Origin of the sequence: Methylobacterium terrae (assembly GCF_003173755.1) — a bacterium.
Classification (GTDB): Bacteria; Pseudomonadota; Alphaproteobacteria; order Rhizobiales; family Beijerinckiaceae; genus Methylobacterium; species Methylobacterium terrae.
The window spans coordinates 57,837-83,478 of sequence record NZ_CP029553.1; the positions used below are offsets into that span (position 1 = coordinate 57,837).

A 25,642-nucleotide genomic window follows, 5' to 3' on the forward strand; every position below is an offset into this window, starting at 1 on the left:
GGCGCGCAAGCGCCCCGCGTGAGTCCCTGTTCAGGCCGGCGGCGGGTCGGGGGCCTCCACCACGTCCTGGCGCTGGAGCTGCAGGGCGACGAACCAGCACAGGGAAGCCCAGGCGGCGCCGATGCACCAGCCGGCGAGCACGTCGCTCGGCCAGTGCACGCCGAGATAGATCCGGCTCACCCCGACGAGCAGCGTCGTGACGACGCCGAGCCCCATCACGAAGGCCTTGACCTTGCGCGAGCGCTCGACCCGGGCGAGCAGGATCGCCATCGTCAGGTAGGCGATCGCCGACAGCATGGCGTGGCCGCTCGGGAAGCTCGCCGTGAAGGTCTCCATGCCGTGCGGCACCAGCTCCGGCCGCGGGCGCCGGAAGAACAGCTTCAGGCCAGTCGACAGGAGCTCGCCGCCGCCGATCGCGATCACGACGAACAGGGCGGCGCGCCGCCGCGCCGTGATCGCGAGGTAGAGCACCACGCAGGCCGTGACGTAGACGATGCCGAACACGCTGCCGAAGGCGGTGATGTCCCGCATCGTCTCCGGCAGCCATGACGGTCCGATCGGCTGGGCGAGGTCGCCGGGCACCCGGAGCGCCAGGAGCAGCCGGTCGTCGAAGCCGAACGAGCCGCCCTCGCGGATCTCGTCGGCGAGCTTGAGGAACCCGAAGCCGAACAGGCTGACGGCGAGCAGCGAGGCCAGCGGCCCGATCTCGTTCAGGCGCAGGCGCCGCCACACGGCCGTGGCATGACTCTGGAACGGAATCGGCACCATCACGCGCCCCCGAACGGAAAACGTCCCCGGGCCTCCCACGGCCCGCCGAGGTAGCGCCAGAGCAGGAGCCCGGTGCCGGCGATCTCCCGGGGCACGAAGGCGGCCTCGAGCTCGCGGTGCAGCGCCCGCGCGTCTTCCGGCGCGACCTTGTTCTGCACCGTGACGTGCGGGCGGTAGCCCTGCCGGTCCTGCGGCGTCAGCCAGGGCTCGAAGGTCGCGGCGAGCCGCCCGCGCAAGGCCGACAGGCGCGGCGCCTCGAGCGCGTAGGCGACGCCGCGGCCGATGAAGCGCAAGGACGCGACCTTGACCGGGATCGGGCCCTCCGCTCGCATCTCCGCCGCCAGGGTCTCGACGATCCCGCGCTCCTCCTCGCCGGGCAGGTGGTGGAACAGCGTGACGTGGGCCGGAATCTTGTTGAGGCTTTCCGGAAAGTAGCGCCGGCGCTGGCCGTCGAACTCCGCGAAGGCGGCCTCGTCGAGTTCCAGGGTGAGGATCAGGGGGTTCTGCGGCATCCTGCCTGCGAAATGGCGCGGGCCCGGGGAAAGGCCAGGGCCGCCGCACGCTGTTCACGCCGCCGCCGTCCGGCTACACGGCGCCGATGCGCGACACGAGCGACATGGTCCATCGCGGCCGGGACGGATGGCTCTTCCTGACCGGCGGCACCAACCGGGTGCTCCGGCAGTACCGGGCGAGCCTTCCCGTGGCGTGGCGGCTGTGGCGCTGGCGCCGGCTGATCGAGGCCCGCACCGCGAGGGCCGCGGCGCTCGGCGCGCGCGCCTTCCACGTCGCGGTGCCGGAGAAGCTCAGCATCTACGACGACCGCCTCGACGGGCTTCCCCTCGATCCGGCTTTGTCGCCGGCCCGCCGCCTCGGCGCGCGCCTTGCCCGCTCGCCGGCGGCCCGGGCCTGGATCGATCTCGTCGGGCCCTTGCGGGCGGCGCGCGACGTCGAGCCGCCGCTCTATCTTCGCACCGACACCCACTGGAGCCAGGACGGCTGCCGGCTGGCCTACGGCGAGATCATGCGGGCGCTCGGGGCCGCGCCGCCGCCCGATCTCGCGGGCCGCCCGTTCCACGACCACGACGGCGTGCTCGACCTCGGCGCCAAGGTCGAACCGCCCCTGCGCGAGACGATGCGGATCTACGAGGTCCAGCGCGATGCCGTGCGGGTCTTCGCCAACCCGCTCGTCGCGGGCCACGAGGCGCGGGGCACGGCGGCCGACCTGCATGTCGGCGCCCACGTGGTGTTCCGCAACGAGAGCCCCACCGCCGACCCGCGCACGCTGATGCTGTTCGGCGATTCCTGCTCGCACTTCCACCCGATCTTCCTGACCGGGCTCCTGGCGGAGAGCTTTCGCGAGCTGCACTTCGTCTGGTCGGCGAGCCTCGACTGGTCCTACGTCGAGCGGGTGCGCCCGCACCTGCTGCTGGTCGAGGTGGCGGAGCGCTTCCTCGCGCGGGTGCCGGCCGACCGGTTCGACGTCGAGGAAGCGGGCGCGCGGGGCCTCGATTCCGCCGCCGAGGCCGGGATCTGAGCGAGGGACCATTGCGGCGCCGGGCGGCCGCCCCACCTTCGAGCCGACGGGCGAGGGAGGGTGCGATGGGACTTCTGGTCGACGGCGTCTGGCACGACCAATGGTACGACACGGGCAAGACCGGCGGGCGCTTCATGCGCAAGGACGCGGCCTTCCGCAACTGGGTCACGCCCGACGGCGCCCCGGGCCCGAGCGGCGCGGGCGGCTTTCCGGCGGAGGCCGGGCGCTACCACCTCTACGTCTCGCTCGCCTGCCCGTGGGCCCACCGCACCCTGATCGTGCGAGCGCTCAAGGGATTGGAGGACGCCGTCACGGTCTCGGTGGTCGACCCGCAGATGGGCCGCGAGGGCTGGGTGTTCGGCGACAGCCCGGGCGCCGGGCCGGACACGGTCAACGGCGCGAGCCGCCTCTACGAGGTCTACGGCAAGGCCGACCCGCATTACAGCGGCCGGGTCACGGTGCCGGTGCTGTGGGACAGGGTCCGGGGCACCATCGTGTCGAACGAGTCGGCCGAGATCATCCGGATGCTGAACGCGGCCTTTCCGGGCGGCCCCGACCTCTGCCCCGAGGAACTGGCCCCCGAGATCGACGCCGTAAACGCCCGGGTCTACGACCGGGTCAACAACGGGGTCTACAAGGCCGGCTTCGCGACCAGCCAGGACGCGTACGAGGAGGCCGTGACGGCCTTGTTCGAGGAACTCGACGCCCTCGACGCCCGCCTCGACCGCGCCCGCTACCTGGTCGGCGGACGCCTGACCGAGGCCGACATCCGGCTCTTCACCACGCTGGTGCGGTTCGACCCGGTCTATGTCGGGCACTTCAAGTGCAACCTGCGCCGGATCGCCGACTACCCGAACCTTGCGCCCTACCTGCGCGACCTCTACCAGACCCCCGGCATCGCCCCGACGGTGAACCTCACCCACATCAAGCGGCACTATTACGAGAGCCATCCGACCATCAACCCGACCGGGATCGTGCCCCTCGGGCCGGTGCTGGACTACGACGCGCCGCACGGGCGGGCGGAGCGCTTTCGCGACTGAAAGCCTGGCAGACGAGGGCCGGTCACGTCCCCAGCCGCGCGGCCACCTCGTTGCGCCGCAGGAAGGGAAGCGCGAAGGGCGGATCGTAGCCCATGAAGAGCGGCGGGCCCGCCGGTGTCCGGCCGGCCTGGCGCAGCACCTCCGCCAAGACGCGCTCCTGGGCGGCCCGCGCCTCGGGGGTGATGCGGCCGGAGAAGCGCAGGGCGGCGATCCGCTCCGGCGGGATCTCGACGAGGCGCACGCCGGCTTCCGTCGGCTCCGGGGCGCCGGCCGCCGCGACGGCGTGCGGCAGGAAGAACCGCATCGTCCCGCCGGTCCCCTGCTCGACCGGCACCGTCATGGCGATCCGTTGCCCGCCGGCTTCCACGGGAGCCGTCATGGCGATCCGGCCGCCGGTCCGGTTCGCGCCGGTGATGTAACGGAACAGTCGCCCGAACGCTTCGCCGTCGCCCTGGCCGCGCGCGTCGGTCTCGACCGCGAGGCGCGGCTCGTAGGCGCGGATCTCGACGCCGCGATCGAGCCGCTCGACCACGGCGTAGCGGGGCTGGTCGTAGAACGCCCGCACCCCGAACACGCCGAGGACGGATTCGACGAGGGTGACGGCGTAGTAGAGGATCTTGTCCATGGTGCGGGATCAGAGCGGGAGCGCGTGGCTGATGAGCACGACGGCGCGCCCGACATGGTCGCGGGATTCGAGGTCCCGGACGATGAACTGCGCCACGTCCGCCCGGGCGATCAGCCCGTTCGTCCACGACGAGGGCCGGTCCAGCACCCGGTAGCGCCCGGTCGCAGGCCCGCCGGTGAGCACGCCGGGGCGCACGAAGGTCCAGTCCAGGGACGAGCGGCGGATGCGCATCTCCTGCGCGTCCTTGTCGTCGTAGGCGCGACCGAAGACGAGGCGGAACGGCAGGCGCTGCAGCGGGCCGATCGCCTCGCGGCTATCGCCTGTGCCGAACCCGGTCACTGCGATCAGCCGGCGCACGCCGGCCGCCTCCATTGCCGGCACCAGGACGTTGGTGGCGTTCGAGAACAGCCGTACCGGACCGAGCAGGTCGCGGACCGGCACGCCGAGGGCCTGCACCACGGCATCGATCCCGCCGAGGGCGCCGGCGACGTCCGGCGCCGACGTCGCATCGCCGGGAAAGCGCTCGAGATTCGGATCGGACAGGGCGATGTCGCCCGCCGAGCGGGCGAAGGCGCGCACCCGATGCCCCGCGGCGAGCGCCGCCTTCACCGTCTCCAGGCCGATGCCCTGGCTGGCGCCGATGACGAGGAGATGGGCCATGGATCGCGTCCTGGGTGCGTGAGGCGGCAGACCCTCAAGACGATGGGAGGCGTGATGGTTGCTCGCGCTGCGGCAGATTTCCGGGCCGGGCCTGGCGTGTGTCTTCCCCGTTCTCGTCGACGATCACACGCTTACCGGCCACTCTGTTCCGAAACCAATGAAATCCCCTCTCACCGCGGGCGGGGAGAGGGGAGTGGCGCTATACATTTACCGCTCAGATCAGACAGAAAACGCATCGCACAGGAGACGTGCGATGCGCTGGCACGTCAATCCAACGTGACGAAGGAGGATGAAACGTCATCCTGCCGGTTCAAGCTCGTTCTCGGATGGTCGTCCCGGGCGACCTGCCCGACCCTCCGGCCGGGCAGGCGTCGGGGTCTCACACCCGCGCTTCCTCGAAGGCCCGCACCCACTCGGCGCAGATCCCCGAGCGCACGATGTCGTCCAGCCCGAACTCGACGATCGGGATCGGCATCATCCGGCTCTTGACCAGGTGGATCACGGTGCGCAGCCCCGAGGTCTCGCGCAGATCGGTCTGGGAGACGTCGCCGTTGATGATGACCTGGGTGTCGTCGCCGATCCGGGTCAGGAACATCTTGATCTCGGCGGGGGTGGTGTTCTGGGCCTCGTCGAGGATCACCAGGCAGTTCTTGAAGGTGCGGCCCCGCATCACCTCGAAGGGGACGACCTCGATGTCGCCGGCCTTGACGGCAATCTCGAAGGCGCCGTCGCCCATGCGCTCCTTCATCGTCTCGGTGAGGGGCGCGACCCAGGGGGCGATCTTCTCCTCGATGCTGCCGGGGAAGAAGCCGAGGGAACGGCCGGAGGGCACGTTCGGCCGGGTGATCACCACCTTGGCGACGCGGCGCTGGCGCAAGAGGTCGGCGGCGCGGGTTCCGGCGATGTAGGTCTTGCCGGTGCCGGCAGGGCCGAGGACGATGACTTGCGGATGGGACCCGAGGGCGTCCAGATACTCGGCCTGGCGGGCCGTCATCGGCTGGATCGGTGGCGGGTTGCGTTCCTCCTCGAAGCGAGTGCGGTGCACCCGGATCGAGCGGTCATCAACCAGTTCAAGTCGTGCGCGTCGTCTCTTCACGGATCAACACTCCCACTGGACTTGCGGTGCCGACTATCGTGTGCCCTCTCGTGTCCCGTATCTCCTGTGTTCTACTGGCGATTCAAAGCCTCGCGGGCCGTAACGGTTCCGGTCGGGGTTGACGCAGGCGGTGGACAAGTCCGCTTGCTTCTCCCGATACGGTAAGCGGATGGTGATGAACGAGCAATTGTCGCGCCGCACCATGCCGTTGAGAAACGGGAGGGGGCTGAACGGCACGACGACTTGTGATGAAAACCACACAGGGGGTTGGGGGGAGGTCGGCGCGGATCTCCGCGATCTGCCTGCCGGAGGGGGTCGCCACCTGATCGCCGCTCCCCGGTTGGCGCAGGTCGGGCCCGCACGGGACCGCTTCAGGCCGGCTGGACGAAGCTGTCGAGGACCATCTTCCGGCCGGCCTTGTCGAAGTCAACGGTGAGCTTGTTGCCGTCGACGGCCGCCACCGAGCCCGGTCCGAATTTGGTGTGGAAGATCCGCGCGCCGGGCTCGTAGGCCGACGGCGTGCCGGTGGACTTCGCCACCAGCGTGCCCTCGATCTGCTGCGGCCCGCGCCGGCCGGGTGCGCTGCCCCGCCCTCCCCCGCCGAACCGGTCCTGGCCGGCGGTCTGCGCCTGCGCCCGCTGCCAGCCGGGCGTGGAATAGGACGAGCCGAAGGCCGGCGCCTGGCGGTCGAAGCGCGAGGGGCCTTGCGAAAAACTCGCCGGCGCGTCGAGCACCGCGACGCTCGCCTCGGGCAACTCGTCGATGAAGCGGCTCGGCACGGTCGAGGACCACAGGCCGTGGATGCGGCGGTTGACCGCGAACGAGATCTTGGCGCGCTTGCGCGCCCTCGTCAGGCCGACATGTGCCAGCCGCCGCTCCTCCTCCAGGCCCGCCCGCCCGCTCTCGTCGAGGGCGCGCTGGTTCGGCATCAGACCGTTCTCCCAGCCGGGCAGGAACACGGTGTCGAACTCGAGGCCCTTCGCCGCGTGGAGCGTCATCAGGCTGACCCGGTCGCCGCCCTCGGCCTCGTTGGCGTCCATGACGAGCGACACGTGCTCGAGGAAGCCGGCGAGGTCCGGGAACTCCTCCATCGAGCGCACCAGCTCCTTGAGGTTCTCGAGGCGCCCGGCGGCGTCGGCGGTGCGCTCCTTCTGCCACATCTCGGTGTAGCCGGATTCCTCCAGGATCGTCTGCGCCACTTCGGTGAACGGCTGGTCCTCCAGGAGCTTGGCCCAGCGGGAGAAGCTCTGGCACAGGGCGCGCAGCGTCGAGCGGGGCTTGGGCTTCAGCTCCTCGGTCTCGCTCATCATGCGCGCCGCCTGGAGCAGCGGCACCTTGGCGCGGCGGGCGAGCCCGTGCAGGGCCTGGAGCGTCGCGTCGCCGAGGCCGCGCTTGGGCGTGTTGAAGATCCGCTCGAAGGCGAGGTCGTCGGAGCCGTTGGCGACGATGCGCAGGTAGGCCAGCGCGTCGCGGATCTCGGCCCGCTCGTAGAAGCGCGGGCCGCCGACGACGCGATAGGGCAGGCCGAGCTGGACGAACCGGTCCTCGACCTCGCGCATCTGGGCCGAGATGCGCACCAGCACGGCGATCTCCGACAGCTTGTGGCCCTTGGCCTGCAGGCTCTCGATCTCCTCGCAGACGAGGCGCGCCTCCTCCTCCGAGTCCCAGGCGCCCGTGACGGTGACCTTCTCGCCCTCCGGGCTGTCGGTGCGCAGGGTCTTCCCGAGCCGCCCCTCGTTGTGGGCGATCAGCACCGAGGCCGCGGCCAGGATGTGGCCGGTCGAGCGGTAGTTGTTCTCGAGCCGCACCACCAGGGCGCCGGGGAAGTCGTGCTCGAAGCGCAGGATGTTGTCGACCTCGGCGCCGCGCCAGCCGTAGATCGATTGGTCGTCGTCGCCGACGCAGGCGACGTTGCGGTGCCCCTGCGCCAGCAGGCGCAGCCAGAGGTACTGGGCGACGTTGGTGTCCTGGTACTCGTCGACCAGGATGTAGCGGAAGCGCTGCTGGTAATTGGCCAGCACGTCCGGGTTCTCGCGCCACAGCCGCAGGCAGAGCAGCAGGAGGTCGCCGAAATCGACGGCGTTCAACGCTTTCAGCCGTTCCTGGTAGGCGGCGTAGAGCGCGCCGCCCTTGCCGAAGCCGAAGGCGCCGGCCTCGCCCGCCGGCACCTGCTCGGGCGACAGGCCGCGGTTCTTCCAGCCGTCGATGGTGCCGGCGAGGCTGCGGGCCGGCCAGCGCTTCTCGTCGAGGTCGGCCGCCGCGATCACCTGCTTCAAGAGCCGCAGCTGGTCGTCGGTGCCGAGGATCGTGAAGTCGGAGCGCAGGCCCACGAGCTCGGCGTGGCGGCGCAGGATCTTGGTGCCGATGGCGTGGAAGGTGCCGAGCCACGGCATCCCCTCGCCTGCCGGACCGATGAGCGAACCGATGCGCTCCTTCATCTCCCGGGCGGCCTTGTTGGTGAAGGTCACCGCCAGGATGTCGAAGGGCCGGGCGCGGCCGGTCGAGATCAGGTGCGCGATGCGGGTGGTCAGCACCCGGGTCTTGCCGGTGCCGGCGCCGGCCAGCACCAGCACCGGCCCCTCCGTCGCCTCGACGGCGCGGCGCTGCTCGGGGTTGAGCCCGGCGAGGTAGGACCCCTCCTGCGGCACCACCGCGGCGCGGGCGCGGGCGGAGATCGAGGTCGGGGCGGTCCCGGCGGGCAGTTCGCGAGTCATGCGCGCATCACTGGACCAAAACGCGAACGGCGTCGAGGGTGGCGGGCGCATCCCTCGTCCGCGAGCGCCCGGAACCGCGCAACGGAACCTTGCGCGGCCCCCGGCGTCGTCTCCCACGGACGATGCCCCCGCACACGGAAGGACACCCCGATGCGCGCCCACAGCCTCCTGATCCTGGCGCTCGCCGCCGCCGCGCCGCTCCCGGCGCTCGCCCAGAACCAGGTGCCGGTCAACCGCTCGCAGCAGCGGGTCGAAGGGATCAACCGCTCGCTCGAGGCCGGCGCCGAATCGCGCGGCATCCAGCAGCAGAACCGGTTCGAGACCAACCAGCTCCAGGGCCAGATCCAGCGCCAGCAGAGCGTCGCACCGCCGCCCCCGGCGCCGATCATCGTGCCGAACCGCTGACGGCGGGGGCGACCGGTCGCCGGGCCGAAGCCTCTAGTGCCGGACCCGGGCGCCCCCGGCCGCGAAGGCCATGGTGTCCGGCCGGGCGTGGCCGCGGGCCGGGATGCCGATCACCCGCCCGAGATCGTCGGGACGTGGCAGCCGGGCATGCGACCCGAGCATCACCGCCAGGTTGGCCTGGATGTCCTCGGGAAAGGCCGCCACCCGGCGCGTCGCCGGGTCGACGTGGAGCGACAGGTTCTCCGAGGTCGCGGCGACCCAGCCCTCGGTGGCGTGCCGGATCTCGGAGTAGAAGTGGATGCGCTTCTCGTCGAAGGCGATGAGCTGCAGCGTCACCCGGATCGGATCGTCGAGCACGAGTTCGCGGCGGTAGCGCACGTGGACTTCGGCCGCGAAGGTCGTGCCGCGCCCGCTCTCCATGTAGTCGGGTCCGAGGCCGACCACGCCGAACGCCTCGTCCACCGCCCGGTCGAACAGGACGTGGTAGTACGCCATGTTCAGGTGACCGTTGTAATCGATCCAGCCGGGCTCGATCGCCATGGTGGACGATACGAAGGGCGCGAAGAAGAAGACCGATGCGGGACGGTCGTCAGCCATTGTGGGGCTCCCGATCAGGCGCAGGCGGGATGACAAGGGCGCCGTGGGACGTACCATGCCTGATCCGGCGATGCACCCCCGATCGGGTTGCACCTTGGGGCAAGGCGGCACTCCCGTGACGCACTTCTCCGTGACCGGCGGTCCGGATATGCCGGGCCGGACGCGGCTGCTAGAGTGGCCGGCAAAAGGCCGGGCCCGCCCGGTCGCCGAAAATCCGTCCGGGAGGTCGATGTCCCATGAACGCCCAGAGCCCTGCCCCGTCGCGCGAGCGCCCATCCCCTGAGACCGTCGAGGCGGTCATCCGCGAGCTGACGGCGCAGTTCGGCAACCGCGTCGTCACCTCGCAGGCGGTGCGCGAGCAGCATGCCAGCACCCTGACCTGGGTCGTCAACCAGCCGCCGGACGCGGTGGTCTACGCCGAGAGCACCGAGGACGTGCAGGCGATCGTGCGCGTCTGCGCCGCGCACAAGATGCCGGTCGTCGCCTTCGGCACCGGCACCTCGCTCGAGGGCCACGTCAACGCGCCGTTCGGCGGTATCTCGATCGACATGAACGGGATGAACAAGGTGCTTGCCGTCCATGCCGAGGACCTCGACTGCGTGGTCCAGCCCGGGGTGACCCGCAAGGCGGTGAACGAGCACCTGCGCGACCAGGGCCTGTTCTTCCCGATCGATCCGGGCGCCGACGCCTCGCTCGGCGGCATGGCGGCCACGCGCGCCTCGGGCACCAACGCGGTGCGCTACGGCACGATGAAGGACAACGTCCTGTCGCTCACCGCCGTGATGCCGAACGGCGACATCGTCCGCACCAGCCCGCGCGCCCGCAAGACCTCGGCCGGCTACGACCTGACCCGGCTGATGGTCGGCTCGGAAGGCACCTTCGGCATCATCACCGAGCTGACCCTCAAGCTCGCCGGCATCCCGGAGGCGATCTCGGCGGGCGTCTGCCCGTTCCCGAGCATCAAGGCGGCCTGCGACGCCGTCATCGTGACGATCCAGTCCGGCCTGCCGGTGGCGCGCATCGAGCTCCTCGACGAGGTCCAGGTCGCGGCCTGCAACGCCTACTCGAAGCTGACCCTCCCCGAGACCCCGCTCCTGCTGGTCGAGTTCCACGGCACCGACGCCAGCGTGCGCGAGCAGGCCGAGCGCTTCGGCGAGATCGCGGCGGAGTTCGAGGGCGGACCCTACGAGTGGGCGACGAAGCCGGAGGACCGCACCCGGCTCTGGCAGGCCCGCCACGACGTCTACTGGGCGGCGGTCGGCATGCGCCCGGGCGCGCGCGTCATCGCCACCGACGTCTGCGTGCCGATCTCGCGGCTCGCCGAATGCGTCGACGAGACCAAGCGCGACATCGTCGAGAGCGGCATCACGGCACCGATCGCGGGACATGTCGGCGACGGGAACTTCCACACCTCGCCGCTCGTCATGATGGACGATCCCGACGAGATCGCCCGGGTCACCGGCTTCATCGAGCGCCTGGTCGCCCGCGCCATCGCCATGGAGGGCACCTGCACCGGCGAGCACGGCATCGGCCAGAAGAAGATGCGCTTCATGGAGTTGGAGCACGGGCCGGAGGCGCTGAACCTGATGCGGGTGCTCAAGCGGGCGATCGACCCGGACAACATCATGAATCCGGGAAAGGTCGTGGCGGTTTAAGCGGAGGCGTTTTTCCCCTGACGCGGAGCGGCTCCGCCGGCGTTTGTGCTGGCGTATTGAGCCGCTTCGCACCCGGATGGCACTCTCGAGAAAAAGCCTACGGCAGCACCACCACCTTCGTCCCCACCTTCACGCGATCGTACAGGTCGATCACGTCCCGGTTGGTCATGCGGATGCAGCCGGACGACACCGCGGCGCCGATCGTCTCCGGCTCGTTCGAGCCGTGGATGCGGTATAGCGACGAGCCGAGATAGAGCGCGCGCGCGCCGAGCGGGTTGTCGTTGCCGCCGGCCATGTAGCGCGGCAGGTCGGGGCGGCGCTTGATCATCTGCTCAGGCGGGCGCCAGGCCGGCCATTCCTTCTTCATCGTCACGGTCTTCGTGCCGGCCCACGAGAACCCCTCGCGGCCGACGCCGACGCCGTACTGCACCGCCTCCTGGTTCGGCAGGATGTAGTAGAGCCGACGCTGGCTGGTCGAGATCACCACCGTGCCGGGCTTGTAGGGGCTGTTCCAGCCGATGGTCTGGCGCGGCACGCCCTGCTGGCGGAACACCGTCAGGAAATCGGCGATCGGCCCGCGGTCGAGCAGGCTCAGGGCCTGGGCCGGCGCCGCCAGGGTGAGCAGGGCGGCCGCTGTCAGGAGCGGCTTCAACAGGCGCCGCGGCGCGGTCAGACGGGTCATCGTCCCCTCCCGTTCGATTAACGTCGAACGGGTTGGCCGCCGGGCTGTGGCGACAACGTGGCAGAAACAATGGCTGGGCGGCCTGTGATGCATGTGCGCCACAGGCCGCGACGGCGCAGCCCCGCCTACTCCGCCGCCGGCCGGAGCGGCATGAAGCCGATCGGCTGGCGCTGCGGACCCTCCTGCTTGAGCGTGCGCAACATGGTCTCGTACTCCTGCTCCATCTCGGGCGTCACCGACGGGCGCGTCTCATGCAGGGCCGCGTCGAAATGGGCTTGGCGGACGCGCTCGCTCGCCAGGTTCTCGCGCAGGGCCATCAGGCCGGCGCGCCGGGTGAGGTCCTCGAGATCGGCGCCCGTGAAGCGCGTGGTGCGCTCGGCGAGGGCATCGAGGTCGACGTCGTCGGCGAGCGGCATCGACCGGGTGTGGATGCCCAGGATGTGGCGTCGCCCGGCGATGCTCGGCACCGGCACGTAGACGAGCTCGTCGAAGCGGCCCGGGCGCAGGAGCGCCGGATCGACGAGGTTCGGCCGGTTGGTGGCGGCCATCACCACCACGCCCTGCAGTTCCTCCAGCCCGTCCATCTCGGCCAGGATGGTGTTGACCACCCGCTCGGTCACCGCCGGCTCGCCGAGGCCTCCGCCGCGCACGGGGGCGAGCGAATCGATCTCGTCGATGAAGATCACCGTCGGGGCGACCTGGCGGGCGCGGGCGAACAGGCGCGAGACCTGCTGCTCGGATTCGCCGTACCACTTGGAGAGCAGGTCGGAGGATTTCGTCGCGACGAAATTGGCCTGCGCCTCGCGGGCCACCGCCTTGGCGAGCAGGGTCTTGCCGGTGCCGGGAGGGCCGAACAGCAGGAACCCCTTGGCCGGGCGGATACCGATGCGGCGGAAGGCCTCCGGGTTGCGCAACGGCAGCTCGACGCCCTCGCGCAGCGTCGTCTGCACCTCGCCGAGGCCCCCGATATCGTCCCAGGTGACGTTCGGGACCTGGATCATGATCTCGCGCAGGGCCGAGGGCTGGACGCGCTTGAGGGCGTTCAGGAAGTCCTCGCGGCAGACCTGGAGCTTCTCCAGGATCTCGGGCGGGATGCCCTCCTTGAGGTTGATCTGCGGCAGCACCCGGCGGAGCGCATCCATCGCCGCCTCGCGGGCGAGGGCGGAGAGATCGGCGCCGACGAAGCCGTAGGTGGTCCTGGCGATCTCGTCGAGATCGACGTTGTCGCCGAGCGGCATGCCGCGGGTGTGGATCGTCAGCACCTCGCGCCGGCCCGGCTCGTCGGGCACGCCGATGATGATCTCGCGGTCGAAGCGGCCGGGCCGGCGCAGGGCCTCGTCGATCGCGTCGCGCCGGTTGGTGGCGCCGATCACCACGATGTTCTGGCGCGGCTCGAGGCCGTCCATCAGGGTGAGGAGCTGGGCGACGATGCGCCGCTCGACCTCGCCGCGGACTTCCTCGCGCTTCGGGGCGATCGAGTCGATCTCGTCGATGAAGATGATCGCGGGCGCGTTGCGCTGGGCCTCGGAGAAGATCTGGCGCAGGCGCTGCTCGGATTCGCCGTACTGGCTGCCCATGATCTCGGGGCCGGCGATGTGGAAGAACTGCGCCTCGGTCTCGTTCGCGACCGCGCGGGCGAGCAGCGTCTTGCCGGTGCCGGGGGGGCCGTAGAGCAGCACGCCCTTCGGCGGGTCGATGCCGAGGCGCTGGAACAGCTCGGGGTGGCGAAGCGGCAATTCCACCATCTCCCGGACCTGGTCGACGGTGTTCCCCAGGCCCCCGATGTCGTCGTAGGTGACGTCGGCCCTGCGGACCTCCTTCGGCTCCTCGTAGAGCGGGCGCAGTTCGACCTCGGTCTCGGCGGTGACCTGGACGATGCCGCGGGCCGGCTGGGTCGAGACCACGACGAGGCGGATCTCCTGCAGGCCGTAGGCCGGCAGGCTGAACATCTGGCGCAGTTCCTCCGGCACCTGGTCGCGGGCGAAGCGCGAGGGCACGGAGGTCGAGATCACGTCGCCCGACACGAGCGGACGGCGGTAGAAGGTGCGGCGCAGGGCCTCGCCTGAGCCCTGAAGCCGCAGGTTCTTCTGGGCCGGGGCCAGCACCACCCGGGTCGCGGGGCGGACCTCGGCCTTGCGGATCTCGACGTGGTCGCCGGAGCCGACCCCGGCATTGACGCGCTGGAGGCCGTCGAGGCGGATGATGCTCAGGCCCTCGTCCTCCTGGCCGAGCGCGATGGCGAGCGCCGTGGTGTGGCGCTTGCCGATGATCTCGATCGGCTGGCCCTCCTGGAGGCCGAGGCTCGACAGGACGGCGGCGGAGACCCGGGCGACGCCCCGGCCTACATCCTCCGCCCGCGCGTTCGCGACCTGCGCCCTGACGTCGCCTGCTTCGTCTGCCATCGGCTTCCTCTCCGTGCGGGAGCGGAACCGGACCGGCCGGGGGCGTCGCCCGCCGACCGAGCGCGCGCGGGCAACTGCCCGGCCCCGACACGATCAGGCGCCGCCACGGCGCCTTCGGCGGGGGAAACGCCGACCCTCCTGAAATGTTGCGGCGGATCGACGGCAGGGCGCCGGGCCGCTCCGCCACCTCTCGCGGCCCGGCCCCGTCCCGGTTCCTGGGCGACGCCGAGAGAAGCGACGCCGGTCTGGATCGGGATATCGAAGACCGGGATGCCGGGCCTCACGGGGTTCCCGCCTCCGCCCGGACCGCCGGCTGCGGCATCGCCCAGGAACCGGGACGGTGCCGGGCCGCGAGCGCGGCGGCGACGCGCAGGGCGGGGCCGGCCCGCCAGGGCCGCCAGCGCCAGCCTGGGGCTGTCGCCGGCGCCAGGCGCTCGGCCAGGATCCAGGCCGCCAGAACCGCCATCGCGGCGAGGTGCCCGGCCGGCAGCACCAGCATCACCAGCATCAGCGCCCAGCAGGAGCCGGCGCACCAAGCCCCATGGGCGAGCCCGAACCACCAGGCATCGCGCCTCGCTGCCGCCCCGAAGGCGGCGAGCGGGGGCCGGGCGTGGCAGCGGTTGAGGCAGCGCTGCTTGGCGGGCGAGGCCTGCCAGAGCAGGGCGGCCAGGAGTACCGGCGCCAAGGCCGCCGCGGGCCCGGCCGGCAGCAGCACCAGGGCAAGCGCCGCGAGGCCGATCCCGGCGATGCTCCATGCCGCCGCGTAGCCGGCGAGGAAGAGGGCGACCGCACGCCCCCGTCCCGATGCGAGGCTGCGGGCGCGCAGGTGGCAGAGGGGTGCGACCAGGGTCGGCCCCATCATGGCGGCGACCATCAGGATCCAGGTCGCCGCGAGGGCGGCCGGCGGGGTGACGGCCAGCGCCAGGATCACCTCGTCGGCCGAGGGCAGCCGCCAGGCGATGCCGCCGGCGCAGGCAGCCGGCAGGGTCCAACCGATCGGGATCGCGGCGAGCCCCAGCCAGGCGACGGCACCGGCCGCGAGGACCGGAACCCGGACGCCCATGCGCTCGCGGGCGGCAGGCGACATGAGGAACGTCCCCATCGGCGGCCTCGCTCAGCGACCCTGGCGGAACACGCTGACGCGCCCGATGCTGATCTGCGCCTCGGCCGGCACCGGCTGGAGCGGGACGATGCGCACGTCGAGCTTGTCGGCGTCGAGGTCCCGGCTCGCGTGCAGGGCCTCGACGATGGGCGTGATGTCGAGCACGAAGGTCAGTCCGCTTCCCCCGTGGGGTCCGTCGCGCTCGGTCGCCTGGCTGACGCCGAACAGGCCGACGCTGCCGGCCAGGGCCTCCGATTTCCCGGACGGGTCGCTCCCCTGCGGCCCGACATAGACTTGGAACGCCACCCCATCGAGGAGGCCGCGGACGTTCTCGAGGTTGAGGAGGACGCGCTCCGGGGGAGCCGCCGCGGCGTTCTGCGCCGACACGGTGCCCGGGGCCGAGGCCGCCAGGTTCGCGGAGACGCGCTGGCGCGCGTCCGGCGCCAGGGTGACGGCGGCCTGGGCGCTCTGCCCGACGACCTTGATCGCGGATTGGCTCGCACCGACCAGTTCCACGTTCTTGCCGCTGGTCATGGCGGGACTCCCCTGAGGTAGGCTTGCCTGAAGTGGGCTTGCCTGGGACGCATTTGCCTGGGCTACGCCTGCCGTCGCGGCCTGCGCGCGGAGCGCCGGATGCAGCGCCGCCATCAGGACCTCGCCGCCCGAGACGTCGTCGTACTCGTAGCCGAGCTCCACCGTGCTCTCGGTCTGCCCGGGCGCGAAGGTCCAGTTCCGCTTGCCCGGGAGCGGCATCACGAAGGAGCGATCCGCCGGACCGTCGACCCAGTTCGCCACGGTCGGATCGACGTGACCCGGCGCGCGCCCGCGCCAGACCTGCCACAGCCGGTCGATGTTGGCGTGATGCAGCCAGAAGATCGGGTCGAGCCCGGCCGTCGAGGGAACCGACATCAGGCCGGGTTGCCGGGTCCCTCGCAGGACCCCGCCGATGAGGACGTGCACGATGTTGTGCGGCTGCGATTCGACGCCGCCGTTGACGCTGCCGCCGTGCGAGAAACCGGTATCGACGCCGCCGAAGCCCGGGCTGCCGCCGCCCGCCTCCCCGGTGAACTCGCGGTCGTTCAGGGCGAGCAGATTGACCTGGTCCAGCGGGATGAAGACCTTGCCGTCGCCCGCCGGCCCGTAGCGCTGCGGCACGAAGAGCGGGTTGTCCCCGTCGCCGCCCGTCCAGTTCCGGGACGCGAAGGCGGGTGGCAGCGCCGACTGCCCCTTCGCGAAGTAGTTCCAGTACGGCAGGGTCCAGTCGGCCGGTCCGCCGAGGCTGACGACCGCGTCGCGCACTACGGTCTCGAACGCCCACAGGTAGCCGCGGTGCCAGGGCAGGAAGTACCAGGTCTGGTGCTGGCACTGATCCCAGAACAACGTCCTGGTCTTCGCATCCGGAAGCTTGTCGTTGTCGCTCAGGAGACCGAGTTGTTTCCAGAGCTGCGCGTTGAAACCGTGGATGCCGCCGTAGAAGCGCCAGCTCGTCGGGTCGTCGAGCGGCCGCTTCTTCATGAGGGCAACGGCGCGGGCGTACCACAGGATCGGGTCGGCCCAGTCTGATCCGAGCGCATAGACATTCTTCCGGACGAGCACCAAATCCGCCTCCCGTCGAATCTGACGACTTCGCTTTTATACTCTCAGAAGCGTACCTCGAAACGGCGGAAACTGCAAAACTGTTTCTCGTTCTCCATCGCCCGGCCCGGCGAGGACGAGCCGGGGGCGGGGCGAGGCGCGTCGTCAGCCCCGGAGCGTCAGGGTGCCGAGATCGCCCAGCCCCCCCTCCGGCAGGAGCCCGCGCAGGGTGGCGGTGAGGGAGAATCCGGTGGCGGTGCGCTCGATCTCGTAGAGGTGGTAGCCGGCGCAGTGCTTGAGCGCCCCGCCGCGGGCGGAGGCCGAGGGCGCGCCGATCACCGGCACCCGCCGCCCGCCCGGCGCCATCACGAAGGCGACCGAGCCGACATGGTTGTGGCCGTGCAGCACGAGGTCGGCGCCGACGCGGCCGATCATCGCCTCGAAGGCGTGGGCGTCGGTGAGGTTGCGCCCCGCCTTGGCGCCGCCGACATGGGGTGGATGGTGGATCATCACCACCCGGCACGGCCGCTCGGGCTCGGCGGCGAGGTCCTTGAGCATCCGCTCGGCGGCCCGGATCTGGTCCGAGCCGAGGCGCCCGCTCGCCACGAAGGGGGCGGTCGGGATCGCCGAGGACAGCCCGACGAGCGCGATCGGCCCCCTCCGGCGCAGGTAGGGAAACGCCTTGTCCCGGCCGGCATCGTCCCGGGTCCAGGGGCCGACCGCGTCGAGGAGCCCCTTCAGCGAGCCGCGCACGTAGGCGTCGTGGTTGCCGGGCACGAAGCTGACGAAGCCGGGCTCGCCCAACTCCTCCATGAAGGTGCGGGCGGTCTCCCACTCGCTCGGCAGGCCGATGTTGCAGAGGTCGCCCGTGCAGGCGATGTGGTCCGGCGCGGCGGCCCGGATATCGGCCACCAGGGCGGCGAGGATCTCCATGTCGTGGGTGAGCTTGCGGCCACGGCTCCAGTTGACCCAGCCGGTGGCGCGCTTGCTCATCAGCTGGCGCAGGCGCGGGCGCGGCAGCGGGCCGACATGGGGATCGGTGAGGTGGGCGAGACGGAACATCGGGGGAGGCCGGTCGTCGGAGCGCGTCACGCCGGGAATCCCGACAATCTCTCAGGCATCGCCTTCGGCTTCATGACACACCACGCAGAGCTTGTTGCCGTCGAGATCACGGACATAGGCACCATAGTCATTCGGATGATAGTGCGGCCGCAGCCCGGGAGGACCCTCGCAGGTGCCGCCCGCCGCGAGGGCGAGCGCATGGCAGCGATCGACGCTCGCCCGCGACCGCGCGGTCAGCGCCGTCATCGGCCCGTTGCCCGGCGCGGGCGCCTGCCTGTTATACGGCCGGCCGACGATCAGGAGCGGCCGGTCGGCGTCGCGCGGCATCCAGCCGGCCCATCCGTTCTCGGGCTCGTGGAACCGGAGCTTCAGGCCGAGCTCCTCGAAGAGCGGGGCGTAGAAGGCGACGGCGCGGGCGAGGTCGGCCGCGCCGAAGCAGACATGCGAGATGACGCTCACGGTCTTCGCTCCCTCCCGGCAGCCGTCCCCCGGCCGGCGGCCGGGAGGCTGTCAGATCCCGGCGTACATCCGCCCCGGGTTGAACAGGCCGGCGGGGTCGTGCGCGGCCTTGAGGCCGGCGGTGATGCGCATCAGGGGCTCGGACAGGGGCTCGAAGACCGGCACCGCCGCCCGCACCGCGTCGGGCGCCCGCACCAGCGTGGCGTGGCCGGCGCCGGCGAGGGCCGCCCGCACGGTCTCGGCGCCCGCATCGCCGGTCGCCGGCGTCGCGAGCCAGATCAGGCCGCCGCCCCAATCGTAGAACCAGCGCGCCGGCCGGGCGGCGGCGATCGCCGCGGTCACCGCGGGGCCGCGGCCCGGGGCGGTCGAGAGCCGCCACACCGCGTCCTCGCCGCCGGCGAAGGGCAGGACGTCGCGCACCGCGATCCAGAGCTTGCCCGCGGGCTCGCCCTCCTGGATCTCCGGACGGCCGAAGCGGCGCAGCAGGCGGGTCAGCTCGCCGAGACGGTAATCGACGGAGGCGGAAAAACCCTCGATGCGCAGGAGCGTGCGCGCGGAACCGTCGAGGCCCCCGGGCAGGTGGGCCGCGCCGGTGATCTCGAAGGCTGAGCCGAGCGCCAGGCTCATCGCCTCGACGGCGCGGGCATCGTCGAGGCCGGCGAGCACCAGGGTCGCGGTGCGTTCAGGGGTCGGCAGCACCTTGAAGGTGACCTCGGTGAGGAAGCCCAGCGTGCCCCAGGAGCCCGCCATCAGCTTCACGAGGTCGAGCCCGGTGACGTTCTTCATCACCCGGCCGCCGGACTTCACCGCCTCGCCGCGCCCGTTGACGAAGCGCACGCCGATCAGGCTGTCGCGGGCGGCGCCCCCGGCGATGCGGCGCGGCCCCGAGATGTTGCCGGCCGCGATCGCCCCGATGGTCGGCGCGCCGGCGGAGCCCAGGAGCGCGCGGTGGTCCATCGGCTCGAAGGGCAGCATCTGGCCGCCCTCGGCGAGCCGCGCCTCGACCTCGGCCAGCGGCGTGCCGGCCCGGGCCGCGATGACGAGCTCGGCCGGCTCGTGGAGGGTGATGCCGGTGAGCCCCGCCGCCGACAGGGTCGCCTCGTCTTGCGCCGGCCGGCCGATCCCGGTCCTCGTGCCGCCGCCGACGAGCCGCAGCCGCTCGCGCCGCCCCGCCGCCTCGCCGATCAGGGCGGCGGCCTCCGCCTCGCTCCGGGGCTGGTAGTTGCTCATCGGGGGCTCGCTCGGTGGGCCGGGCCTTGCGCCGGGTGCGCGGGATCGGGCGCGGATCTTTGCGGGCAACCGGGGCGGGTTGCAAGCGGGGGAGGCGTCAGGTCGGGCCGAGGCCGCGATCCTGCCGACGCATTGATGGTGCTCTCTTGCGAATTTCGGAGCCTGCTTGACCTGATCGACAGTCTTGACGCCCACCGGGTCATTCCGGGGCCGCGCAGCGGAGCCCGGAATCCAGAAGCTCAGGTTATGCAGGACGAGTCGGAACGCTCCTCGCTTGATCCTGAACACTCAGCGGTTCGGATTTCGGGCTCCGCCGCCCGGCTGGCTGACATGTCCCGGCCACGGCCAGCGTTTGATTTCGCGTGACACGGAAGGAGATTATCCTGCAAACTGGCGCTGGACCCTACGGCATAGGGGTAGCGAAAATCCGAAATTTTCGAAGTTTATCAGATCGCGATAGATGATGCATGTTTATATTTGCTCTTATTCTGACGACCTGCATCGTAATACTTATTGTAAAGTTTGGGATACTGTGGCGACTATTCCAAAAATCGAGATTCGTCATATCCTGGTGGCCGCTTCCGGACGTCACTGCGCCGGATGGGTGGGAGGTCGGACGCGGTGCGATCCCGGGGGCGCTCGTCGGCTCATTCATGTTTCCTGTCGTGCCATTCATCCTGTGGCTTTTCGCATGGGCCGCCAGAGATTCCCATGATTATTCGATATCTTTGTCGGACGTGATTTTATTTATAAAAACGATATTCATAGTTCTAATATTTTGGGCATTTTGTGCCGCAGTTTGGATGATTTTCATCATCATGATAATCCCGATCTGGGATCTCGCGTGCCGGCGCGGTGTGCCTGGCCCCAGGTCCGCCGCATCGTTGGGCGCGGCCTCCGCCTACATGACCATGGTCATCGGCTTCCTGGCGGGCAAGACCCCCGTTTTGGCGATTACTTCGCAGATCGCCGCCATATACGTCGCCGCCGCCGGGGCAATCAGTGGCGCCGTCATGTGGTGGGCCGCTTACGAACCGGATACGCTCAAGGTACGCATCCGTCTCTGCCTAATTGTTCGCCACTGTTGCGATCAGCGCCGAGTCAGATGATCGGATGTAGGATCGGCGCACCACGATTACGCCGGCACGGCCCGCCCGAACCGCGCGACCATCGCCGCCCGCAACCCCGCGATGTCGAAGCGCCAGACCAGCGCGCCGTAGACGAAGCCGCCGACGATGACGCAGGCCGGTAGGGCGAGCCAGGGGTCGAGCCCGCGCAAGGGGACGATCGCGACCGTCATCGCGGCGGTAGCAAGCACGACGGCGAGCGGATCGCGCCAGGGCATCCGCAGACGGTTCGGCCCGGTGAGCCCGCGGATTCCGAGGAACAGCATGGCGGCGAGGAAGCCGAGCGATTGCGCCGCGGCGATGCCGTGGGGGCCGAAGGGCCCGGCCAGCGCCAGGGCGCCCACGAGGTTGACGAGCGCCCCGACGAGGCCGGCCGCCACGAGCGGCAGGGTGCGGCGGCGGATCTGGAAGATCGGGTTGAGGGCAAAGTTCATCACTGCCAGGGCGACGAGGCCGGGCAGCAGCAGCAGCGTGTAGTCCACGAAATGGCCGCGATAGGCCGCCGGCACCACGAGCGCATCCAGCGCCGGGGCCACCGCCCAGAACCCGGCCGCGCTCGGCAGGATCAAGGCCAGCACCACGGCGCCGTTGCGGGCGACCTGCTCCTCGCCGGCCTCGTGGCCGTGGGTCTCCGCCGCCAGTACGGCGATCTGGAACAGCAGCAGGTCGAGGGCGGCGCCGAGCGTGCCGAAGATCCGCCCGCCGATATCGGCCGCCAGCGAGAAGTAGCCGGACTCGGCGAAGCCCGCGACGGCCGCGACGGCCGAGCGGTTGGCGAAGGGCATCAGCTGGTAGACCACGTTGGCGGCGACCACCGGCAGGCCGTAGGCCATGAACAGGCGGAGCGACTCGCGGCGGCGGCCGGCGGCGTGGGGGCGAGGCGGATCGCTCAGCGCCCGGTGCACGATCACGGCGGCGAGGAACTGGCTCAGGCCTCCGGCGAGCATCACCGCGGCGGCATCCGCCGTCGCCCAGGCGGCGCTGACCATCATCACCAGGGCGAGGCCGTTCTTGACCAGCACGAGGCGCAGATAGAGCCCGCCGACGAACCGGGCGCGCGCCAGCGCCGCCTGGTAGTCGAACAGCCCGATCCCGACCGCCGTCCCGGCCGCGGCGGCCGCGAGAAGGGCCGGCTCCCCGAGCACGGGGGTTCCAGCGAGCGCCAGGACGGCCGCCCCGGTCAGGCCGATCGCCGTCGCCGCGTAGGCGCGGTCGAGCATGGCGCGGATCCAGGGTTCCGCCTCCCGGACCCGCGCCGAGTAGAACCGGGTCGCCGAGAGCCGCAGCCACTCGAACAGCAGGATGTTGAGCACCACCGCTCCGGCGGTGCCGAGGGCGAAGCGGCCGAAATTCGCCGGCCCCAGGATCTGCGCGATCAGCAGGCCGAGGACGAGGTTGAGGGCCGCATTGACCACGAAGGCCGCGATGACCGCCATTGGTGGGTGCTCGTCGAAGGGCCGGAGGCTGCGTGCGTCCAGCGTGGTTCTCGCGTCGTCACAAACGCCGCTTCGAGGACTTGGCGCGTGTCCCCCCTCTCCCGAGTGGGAGAGGGGATCCCGCGCCTCGCCTTAGACGGCCGGAAGAGACTTATCACACCGCCCGCGCCAGCGGCCTCGCTTGCTCCCCCCGGCCCGACACGTCGCGATAGACCCGCTCCAGCCCGTCGAGGTGCCGGTCCATGGTCAGCGGGTCGGCCCAGAACAGGTCGTAGGCGGCCCGCCCCATCCGCAACGCCGTGGCGTCGTTGGCGAGATGCGCCATGGCGTCGGCCAGCGAGCGGGGATCATTGGAGCGGAACCACAATCCGCTCTCGCCGTGGCGCACCGCCTCGCGCCCGGCGCAGACGTCGCTCACGATCACCGGGGTGCCGAGGGCGAGGGATTCGAGCACCGTGAGGGGCTGGCCCTCGTACCAGACGGAGGGGAAAACCAGGGCACGGGCGGCCCGCAGCACCGCCTTCACCTGGTCCGGGCTCTGCCACCCGAGGAAGGATGCCTCGGGGAACCGGGATTCCAGCTCGGCTCGCATCGGCCCGTCGCCGGCGAAGACCGCCCGCGCCCCGGCGAGGCGCGCGGCCTCCCCGAACACCCCGGCCCCTTCTCGGGCGACAGCCGGCCGACGAAGACGAAGTCGCCGGGAGGACCGGCGCGGTGGCCGAGCGGCTCGGCATCGACCGGGTTCGGCACGTCGTAGTAGCGCATCCCCGCCGGCAGGTGGGGCGCCAAAGCCTCGCGCTGCAGCCGGCTGATGGTGATCATCGCGTAGATGCCCTCGACGAGGCCGGTGCGGCGCATCAGGGCGTGGCGGGCAACCCGCATCAGCTTGCGCGGATAGGTGCGCGAATCGCAGTTGTGGGTCAGGCAGGCCGGCCCGTTCGGCACCCGGTGGCAGGCCGCGGCGACCGGGTAGTCGTAGAAGCCGCCATTCGGGCAGGCGAGGTAGTATTCGTGCGCGGTGTAGGCCACCGGCGCGGGGCTCGCCCGCAGCACCGGGCCGATCGCGGGCGACAGGGCCTTGGCCCAGGCATGGACGTGCACCACGGTGTCGCGCGGGTCGGATTCGGCGATGAGGGCGCTCAGGGCGGCGGCGGCGGGAGCGTTCCACAGCCACTGCACCCCGAAGGCGGCGAGCGAGCGCGCCCCGGTCACGTCGGTCTGGCCGAGGAGCACGACCCGCACCCCCGCTTCCGCCAGCCGGGGATCGGCCGGGCCGACGGCGGCGAACAGCACGACCTCGTGGCCGCGGCGGGCGAGCCCGATCGCGCTCTCGAGCGAGACCTTGGCCTGGCCGCCGTTGATGTAGGCGTGGTCGGCGACGAGGATGACCTTCATGATCTCATTCCCAGCCGCCTCGCGCGGATCGGGCGCCAGGATGGATCCCACCCCTTAGGAAACGCCTAAGCGGCGTGGTGCATCACGACACCTCGCATCGGCCCTTGCGCCGCGGCCGCGGGCGGGCCATCCGCCTCCGCATGCTCCCCCGCTCCACCTCCCCCGCCTCGGCGGTGCTGCTCGCCGCCCTCGGCATCGGGCTCCTGTCGCTGATGGACGCCACCATCAAGGGCCTGTCGGAGCGCTACGGCGTCACCGGCATCGCCTTCGCGCGCTACGCCGTCGGCACCCTCGTCATGGCGATGGTGCTCGCCGCCTTGCGACCCGGATGGCCCTCCGCGGAGACCTGGCGCACCAATGGTCTCAGGGCGGTGCTGGTGGTCGTCACCGCCCTCTGCTTCTTCCACGGCCTGTCGGTGCTGCCGCTGGCCGAGGCGCTGGCGCTCTCGTTCCTGAGTCCGATCTTCATCGCGCTGTTCGCCGCCCTGCTGCTGCGCGAGCGGGTGCGGCCGCCGGTCTGGGCCGGGCTGATCGTCGGCTTCGTCGGGGTCGGGATCGTGGTCGCGGGCCAGATCGGGTCCGGCGACGTCGGGGCGGCGGGCCCGGGGCGCGGCGGGGCTTCCGCCTGGGGCATCGCCGCGATCCTCGCCTCGGCCCTCACCTACGCGCTGTCGATGGTGCTGCTGCGGGCGCGAGCCCGTCACGACCCGGTGGTCACCATCGTGGCGATCCAGAACGCGGGTCCCGCCGCGATGCTGGCCGCCCCCGCGGCCTGGACCTGGGCCCCGGTGGCGGCGCCGGACTGGGCGCTCCTCGTCCTCGTCGGCGTGCTCGGGGTCGCCGGGCACCTGGTGCTCAGCCGGGCCTACGCCAAGGCCGAGGCCGCGCGCCTCGCCGCGATGGAATACACCGCGCTCCTGTGGGCGATCGGCCTCGGGTACGTCGCCTTCGGCGAGGTACCGGGGATGGCGACGCTGGCGGGGGCGGGGCTGATCCTCGCCGGATCGGCGCTGGCGGCGCGGCGGTGAGCCGGCGTCAGAACCAGCCCCTCAGCTTGAAGTACACGGCCGGGACCAGCGCGCTCGCGGCGATCACCGCGAGCCCGTAGGGATACCCCCAGGCCCAGTCCAGCTCCGGCATGTGCTTGAAGTTCATGCCGTAGACCGAGGCCATCAGGGTCGGCGGGATCCCGATCACCGAGACCACGGTCAGCACCCGGAAGGTGTTGTTCTGCTCCATGTTGATGAGGCCGAGGGTGGCGTCGAGCAGGAACTGCACGGTCTCGGAGAGCCGGGTCTCGAACTCGTCGAGGGAGGTGACGTCGAGGCGCAGGCTCTCGAAGCGGGCCTTCTCCTCGGGCTTCAACCAGCTCTCGGCCTCGCCGGCGACGTAGGGCAGGATGCGGCCGAAGCCGAGCAGCGAGGCGCGCAGCTTCGCCAGCGCCTTGCCGCGCCGGCCGATGGCGCGCAGGAGCCGGCGCAGGGCGAGGTCGCGGCGCTTCGGCGCGGACGCCTCGCGCCGGGCGTTGCCGTTGGCGCTGACGTCGAAGGTGAAGACCCGGGTCGAGAGCGAATCGAGCTCGTCGCTCGTCGTCTCGAGGGTGTCCGCCATGCGGTCGACCAGTTCCTCGACGAGGGCCAGGAACGTCTCGACGCTGGAGGCTGGCCCGTCGCGCTCGGCCTGGCGCGCCTTGACGGTGTCGAAGGCGGCGAGCGGCTGGAACCGGATGGTCAAGAGGCGCTCCGGCGTCAGCACGAAGCCCAGCGGGCGCAAGGTCAGGTCGTCGTCGCGGAACGAGACCATCGGCGTGCTGAGATAGAAGGCGTCCCGGCGCCGGTTGAGCCGGCGGGAATTCTGCACCTCGCTCAGGGCCGCCCGGGAGGGGACGGCCAGGCCGGTGACCGACTCGGCCAAGGCCGTCTCGGCCTCGCTCGGGTCGTCGAGGTCGAGCCAGGTGCCGTGGGCGGGCAGAGGCCGCGCCGCGCAGGCCTGCCCCTCGGCGACGACGCCATCGGAGCCGTGCAGCGTGATCATGATCGGGCCCCCTCGACCCTGGCTGGTTCGCGCTGGATTGTTTC

The 25,642-nt window shown here is 71.2% G+C and carries 22 protein-coding genes and 1 pseudogene; 6 read left to right on the forward strand and 17 right to left on the reverse strand.

Annotated elements, in window-relative coordinates:
- Nucleotides 1-30: 30 nt before the first annotated feature.
- Both DK419_RS00270 and DK419_RS00275 read right to left on the reverse strand, forming a co-directional pair.
- Nucleotides 31-768, reverse strand: a complete 738-nt coding sequence (locus tag DK419_RS00270; RefSeq protein ID WP_109957327.1) for a phosphatase PAP2 family protein — start codon at nt 766-768, stop codon at nt 31-33.
- Nucleotides 768-1,280 (reverse strand): 2'-5' RNA ligase family protein, encoded by a 513-nt coding sequence (locus DK419_RS00275; RefSeq protein WP_109957328.1) that lies wholly within the window; start codon nt 1,278-1,280, stop codon nt 768-770. The genes DK419_RS00270 and DK419_RS00275 overlap by 1 nt, the downstream gene beginning before the upstream one ends.
- An 86-nt stretch (nt 1,281-1,366) precedes the next feature.
- Between DK419_RS00275 and DK419_RS00280 the strand changes: the two genes are divergently transcribed.
- Together DK419_RS00280 and DK419_RS00285 are read left to right on the forward strand one after the other, a co-directional pair.
- Nucleotides 1,367-2,302 (forward strand): alginate O-acetyltransferase AlgX-related protein, encoded by a 936-nt coding sequence (locus DK419_RS00280; protein WP_109957329.1) that lies wholly within the window; start codon nt 1,367-1,369, stop codon nt 2,300-2,302.
- A 65-nt stretch (nt 2,303-2,367) separates the two neighbouring features.
- Complete coding sequence (locus tag DK419_RS00285; protein ID WP_109957330.1) at nt 2,368-3,342, forward strand: glutathione S-transferase family protein; 975 nt, start codon at nt 2,368-2,370, stop codon at nt 3,340-3,342.
- A 22-nt stretch (nt 3,343-3,364) separates the two neighbouring features.
- On the opposite strand, the gene DK419_RS00290 is transcribed toward DK419_RS00285, so the two are convergent.
- The 4 genes from DK419_RS00290 to DK419_RS00305 all read right to left on the reverse strand — a co-directional run bounded on the left by DK419_RS00290 (nt 3,365) and on the right by DK419_RS00305 (nt 8,437).
- Nucleotides 3,365-3,967: an SOUL family heme-binding protein gene (locus DK419_RS00290; RefSeq protein ID WP_109957331.1), complete on the reverse strand. Its 603-nt coding sequence runs from the start codon at nt 3,965-3,967 to the stop codon at nt 3,365-3,367.
- A gap of 9 nt (nt 3,968-3,976) precedes the next feature.
- Nucleotides 3,977-4,627, reverse strand: coding sequence for an NAD(P)-dependent oxidoreductase (locus DK419_RS00295; RefSeq protein WP_109957332.1), 651 nt, complete (start codon nt 4,625-4,627; stop codon nt 3,977-3,979).
- A 379-nt stretch (nt 4,628-5,006) separates the two neighbouring features.
- The gene (locus DK419_RS00300) at nt 5,007-5,723 is read right to left on the reverse strand and encodes a PhoH family protein (protein ID WP_109957333.1); all 717 of its coding nucleotides are present in this window, start codon (nt 5,721-5,723) and stop codon (nt 5,007-5,009) included.
- A 371-nt stretch (nt 5,724-6,094) separates the two neighbouring features.
- A complete protein-coding gene (locus DK419_RS00305) occupies nt 6,095-8,437 on the reverse strand; it encodes an ATP-dependent helicase (RefSeq protein WP_109957334.1) in 2,343 nt (780 codons plus the stop codon).
- 150 nt (nt 8,438-8,587) lie between these two features.
- On the opposite strand from DK419_RS00305, the gene DK419_RS00310 reads away from it, so the two are divergent.
- A complete protein-coding gene (locus DK419_RS00310) occupies nt 8,588-8,842 on the forward strand; it encodes a hypothetical protein (RefSeq protein WP_109957335.1) in 255 nt (84 codons plus the stop codon).
- A gap of 33 nt (nt 8,843-8,875) precedes the next feature.
- Here DK419_RS00310 and DK419_RS00315 read toward each other — a convergent pair whose 3' ends face one another.
- Nucleotides 8,876-9,439: a thioesterase family protein gene (locus DK419_RS00315; protein ID WP_109957336.1), complete on the reverse strand. Its 564-nt coding sequence runs from the start codon at nt 9,437-9,439 to the stop codon at nt 8,876-8,878.
- Nucleotides 9,440-9,675: 236 nt separating this feature from the next.
- On the opposite strand from DK419_RS00315, the gene DK419_RS00320 reads away from it, so the two are divergent.
- Nucleotides 9,676-11,094: an FAD-binding oxidoreductase gene (locus tag DK419_RS00320; RefSeq protein ID WP_109957337.1), complete on the forward strand. Its 1,419-nt coding sequence runs from the start codon at nt 9,676-9,678 to the stop codon at nt 11,092-11,094.
- Nucleotides 11,095-11,191: 97 nt separating this feature from the next.
- Here the strand turns inward: DK419_RS00320 and DK419_RS00325 are convergent, their stop codons facing one another.
- The 7 genes from DK419_RS00325 to DK419_RS00355 all read right to left on the reverse strand — a co-directional run bounded on the left by DK419_RS00325 (nt 11,192) and on the right by DK419_RS00355 (nt 19,606).
- Nucleotides 11,192-11,776 carry a L,D-transpeptidase gene (locus DK419_RS00325; RefSeq protein WP_109957338.1) on the reverse strand — a complete coding sequence of 195 codons (585 nt, stop codon included), beginning with the start codon at nt 11,774-11,776 and terminating at the stop codon, nt 11,192-11,194.
- A gap of 125 nt (nt 11,777-11,901) precedes the next feature.
- Nucleotides 11,902-14,178 (reverse strand): CDC48 family AAA ATPase, encoded by a 2,277-nt coding sequence (locus DK419_RS00330; protein WP_109957339.1) that lies wholly within the window; start codon nt 14,176-14,178, stop codon nt 11,902-11,904.
- A 280-nt stretch (nt 14,179-14,458) separates the two neighbouring features.
- Entirely contained in the window at nt 14,459-15,280 is an 822-nt protein-coding gene (locus tag DK419_RS00335; RefSeq protein ID WP_109957340.1) for a DUF2182 domain-containing protein, read from the reverse strand.
- Nucleotides 15,281-15,292: 12 nt separating this feature from the next.
- On the reverse strand, nt 15,293-16,876 hold the full coding sequence (locus tag DK419_RS00340) for a tyrosinase family protein (RefSeq protein WP_245442768.1): 1,584 nt from the start codon (nt 16,874-16,876) through the stop codon (nt 15,293-15,295).
- A gap of 144 nt (nt 16,877-17,020) precedes the next feature.
- Nucleotides 17,021-17,917 carry a metallophosphoesterase family protein gene (locus DK419_RS00345; protein WP_109957341.1) on the reverse strand — a complete coding sequence of 299 codons (897 nt, stop codon included), beginning with the start codon at nt 17,915-17,917 and terminating at the stop codon, nt 17,021-17,023.
- A gap of 51 nt (nt 17,918-17,968) precedes the next feature.
- Nucleotides 17,969-18,376 carry a VOC family protein gene (locus tag DK419_RS00350; RefSeq protein WP_109957342.1) on the reverse strand — a complete coding sequence of 136 codons (408 nt, stop codon included), beginning with the start codon at nt 18,374-18,376 and terminating at the stop codon, nt 17,969-17,971.
- 51 nt (nt 18,377-18,427) lie between these two features.
- Complete coding sequence (locus tag DK419_RS00355) at nt 18,428-19,606, reverse strand: FAD-binding protein (protein ID WP_109957343.1); 1,179 nt, start codon at nt 19,604-19,606, stop codon at nt 18,428-18,430.
- Between the two features lie 803 nt (nt 19,607-20,409).
- Between DK419_RS00355 and DK419_RS00360 the strand changes: the two genes are divergently transcribed.
- Nucleotides 20,410-20,715, forward strand: a complete 306-nt coding sequence (locus DK419_RS00360; RefSeq protein WP_109957344.1) for a hypothetical protein — start codon at nt 20,410-20,412, stop codon at nt 20,713-20,715.
- Between the two features lie 26 nt (nt 20,716-20,741).
- Here DK419_RS00360 and DK419_RS00365 read toward each other — a convergent pair whose 3' ends face one another.
- A complete protein-coding gene (locus tag DK419_RS00365) occupies nt 20,742-22,169 on the reverse strand; it encodes a polysaccharide biosynthesis C-terminal domain-containing protein (RefSeq protein WP_109957345.1) in 1,428 nt (475 codons plus the stop codon).
- A 154-nt stretch (nt 22,170-22,323) separates the two neighbouring features.
- Nucleotides 22,324-23,564, reverse strand: a pseudogene (locus tag DK419_RS00370) (glycosyltransferase family 4 protein).
- Between the two features lie 140 nt (nt 23,565-23,704).
- Here DK419_RS00370 and DK419_RS00375 point away from each other — a divergent pair.
- Nucleotides 23,705-24,592 carry a DMT family transporter gene (locus tag DK419_RS00375; protein ID WP_109962030.1) on the forward strand — a complete coding sequence of 296 codons (888 nt, stop codon included), beginning with the start codon at nt 23,705-23,707 and terminating at the stop codon, nt 24,590-24,592.
- Nucleotides 24,593-24,599: 7 nt separating this feature from the next.
- Here DK419_RS00375 and DK419_RS00380 read toward each other — a convergent pair whose 3' ends face one another.
- A complete protein-coding gene (locus DK419_RS00380; protein ID WP_109957346.1) occupies nt 24,600-25,598 on the reverse strand; it encodes a magnesium transporter CorA family protein in 999 nt (332 codons plus the stop codon).
- Nucleotides 25,599-25,642: the final 44 nt, after the last annotated feature.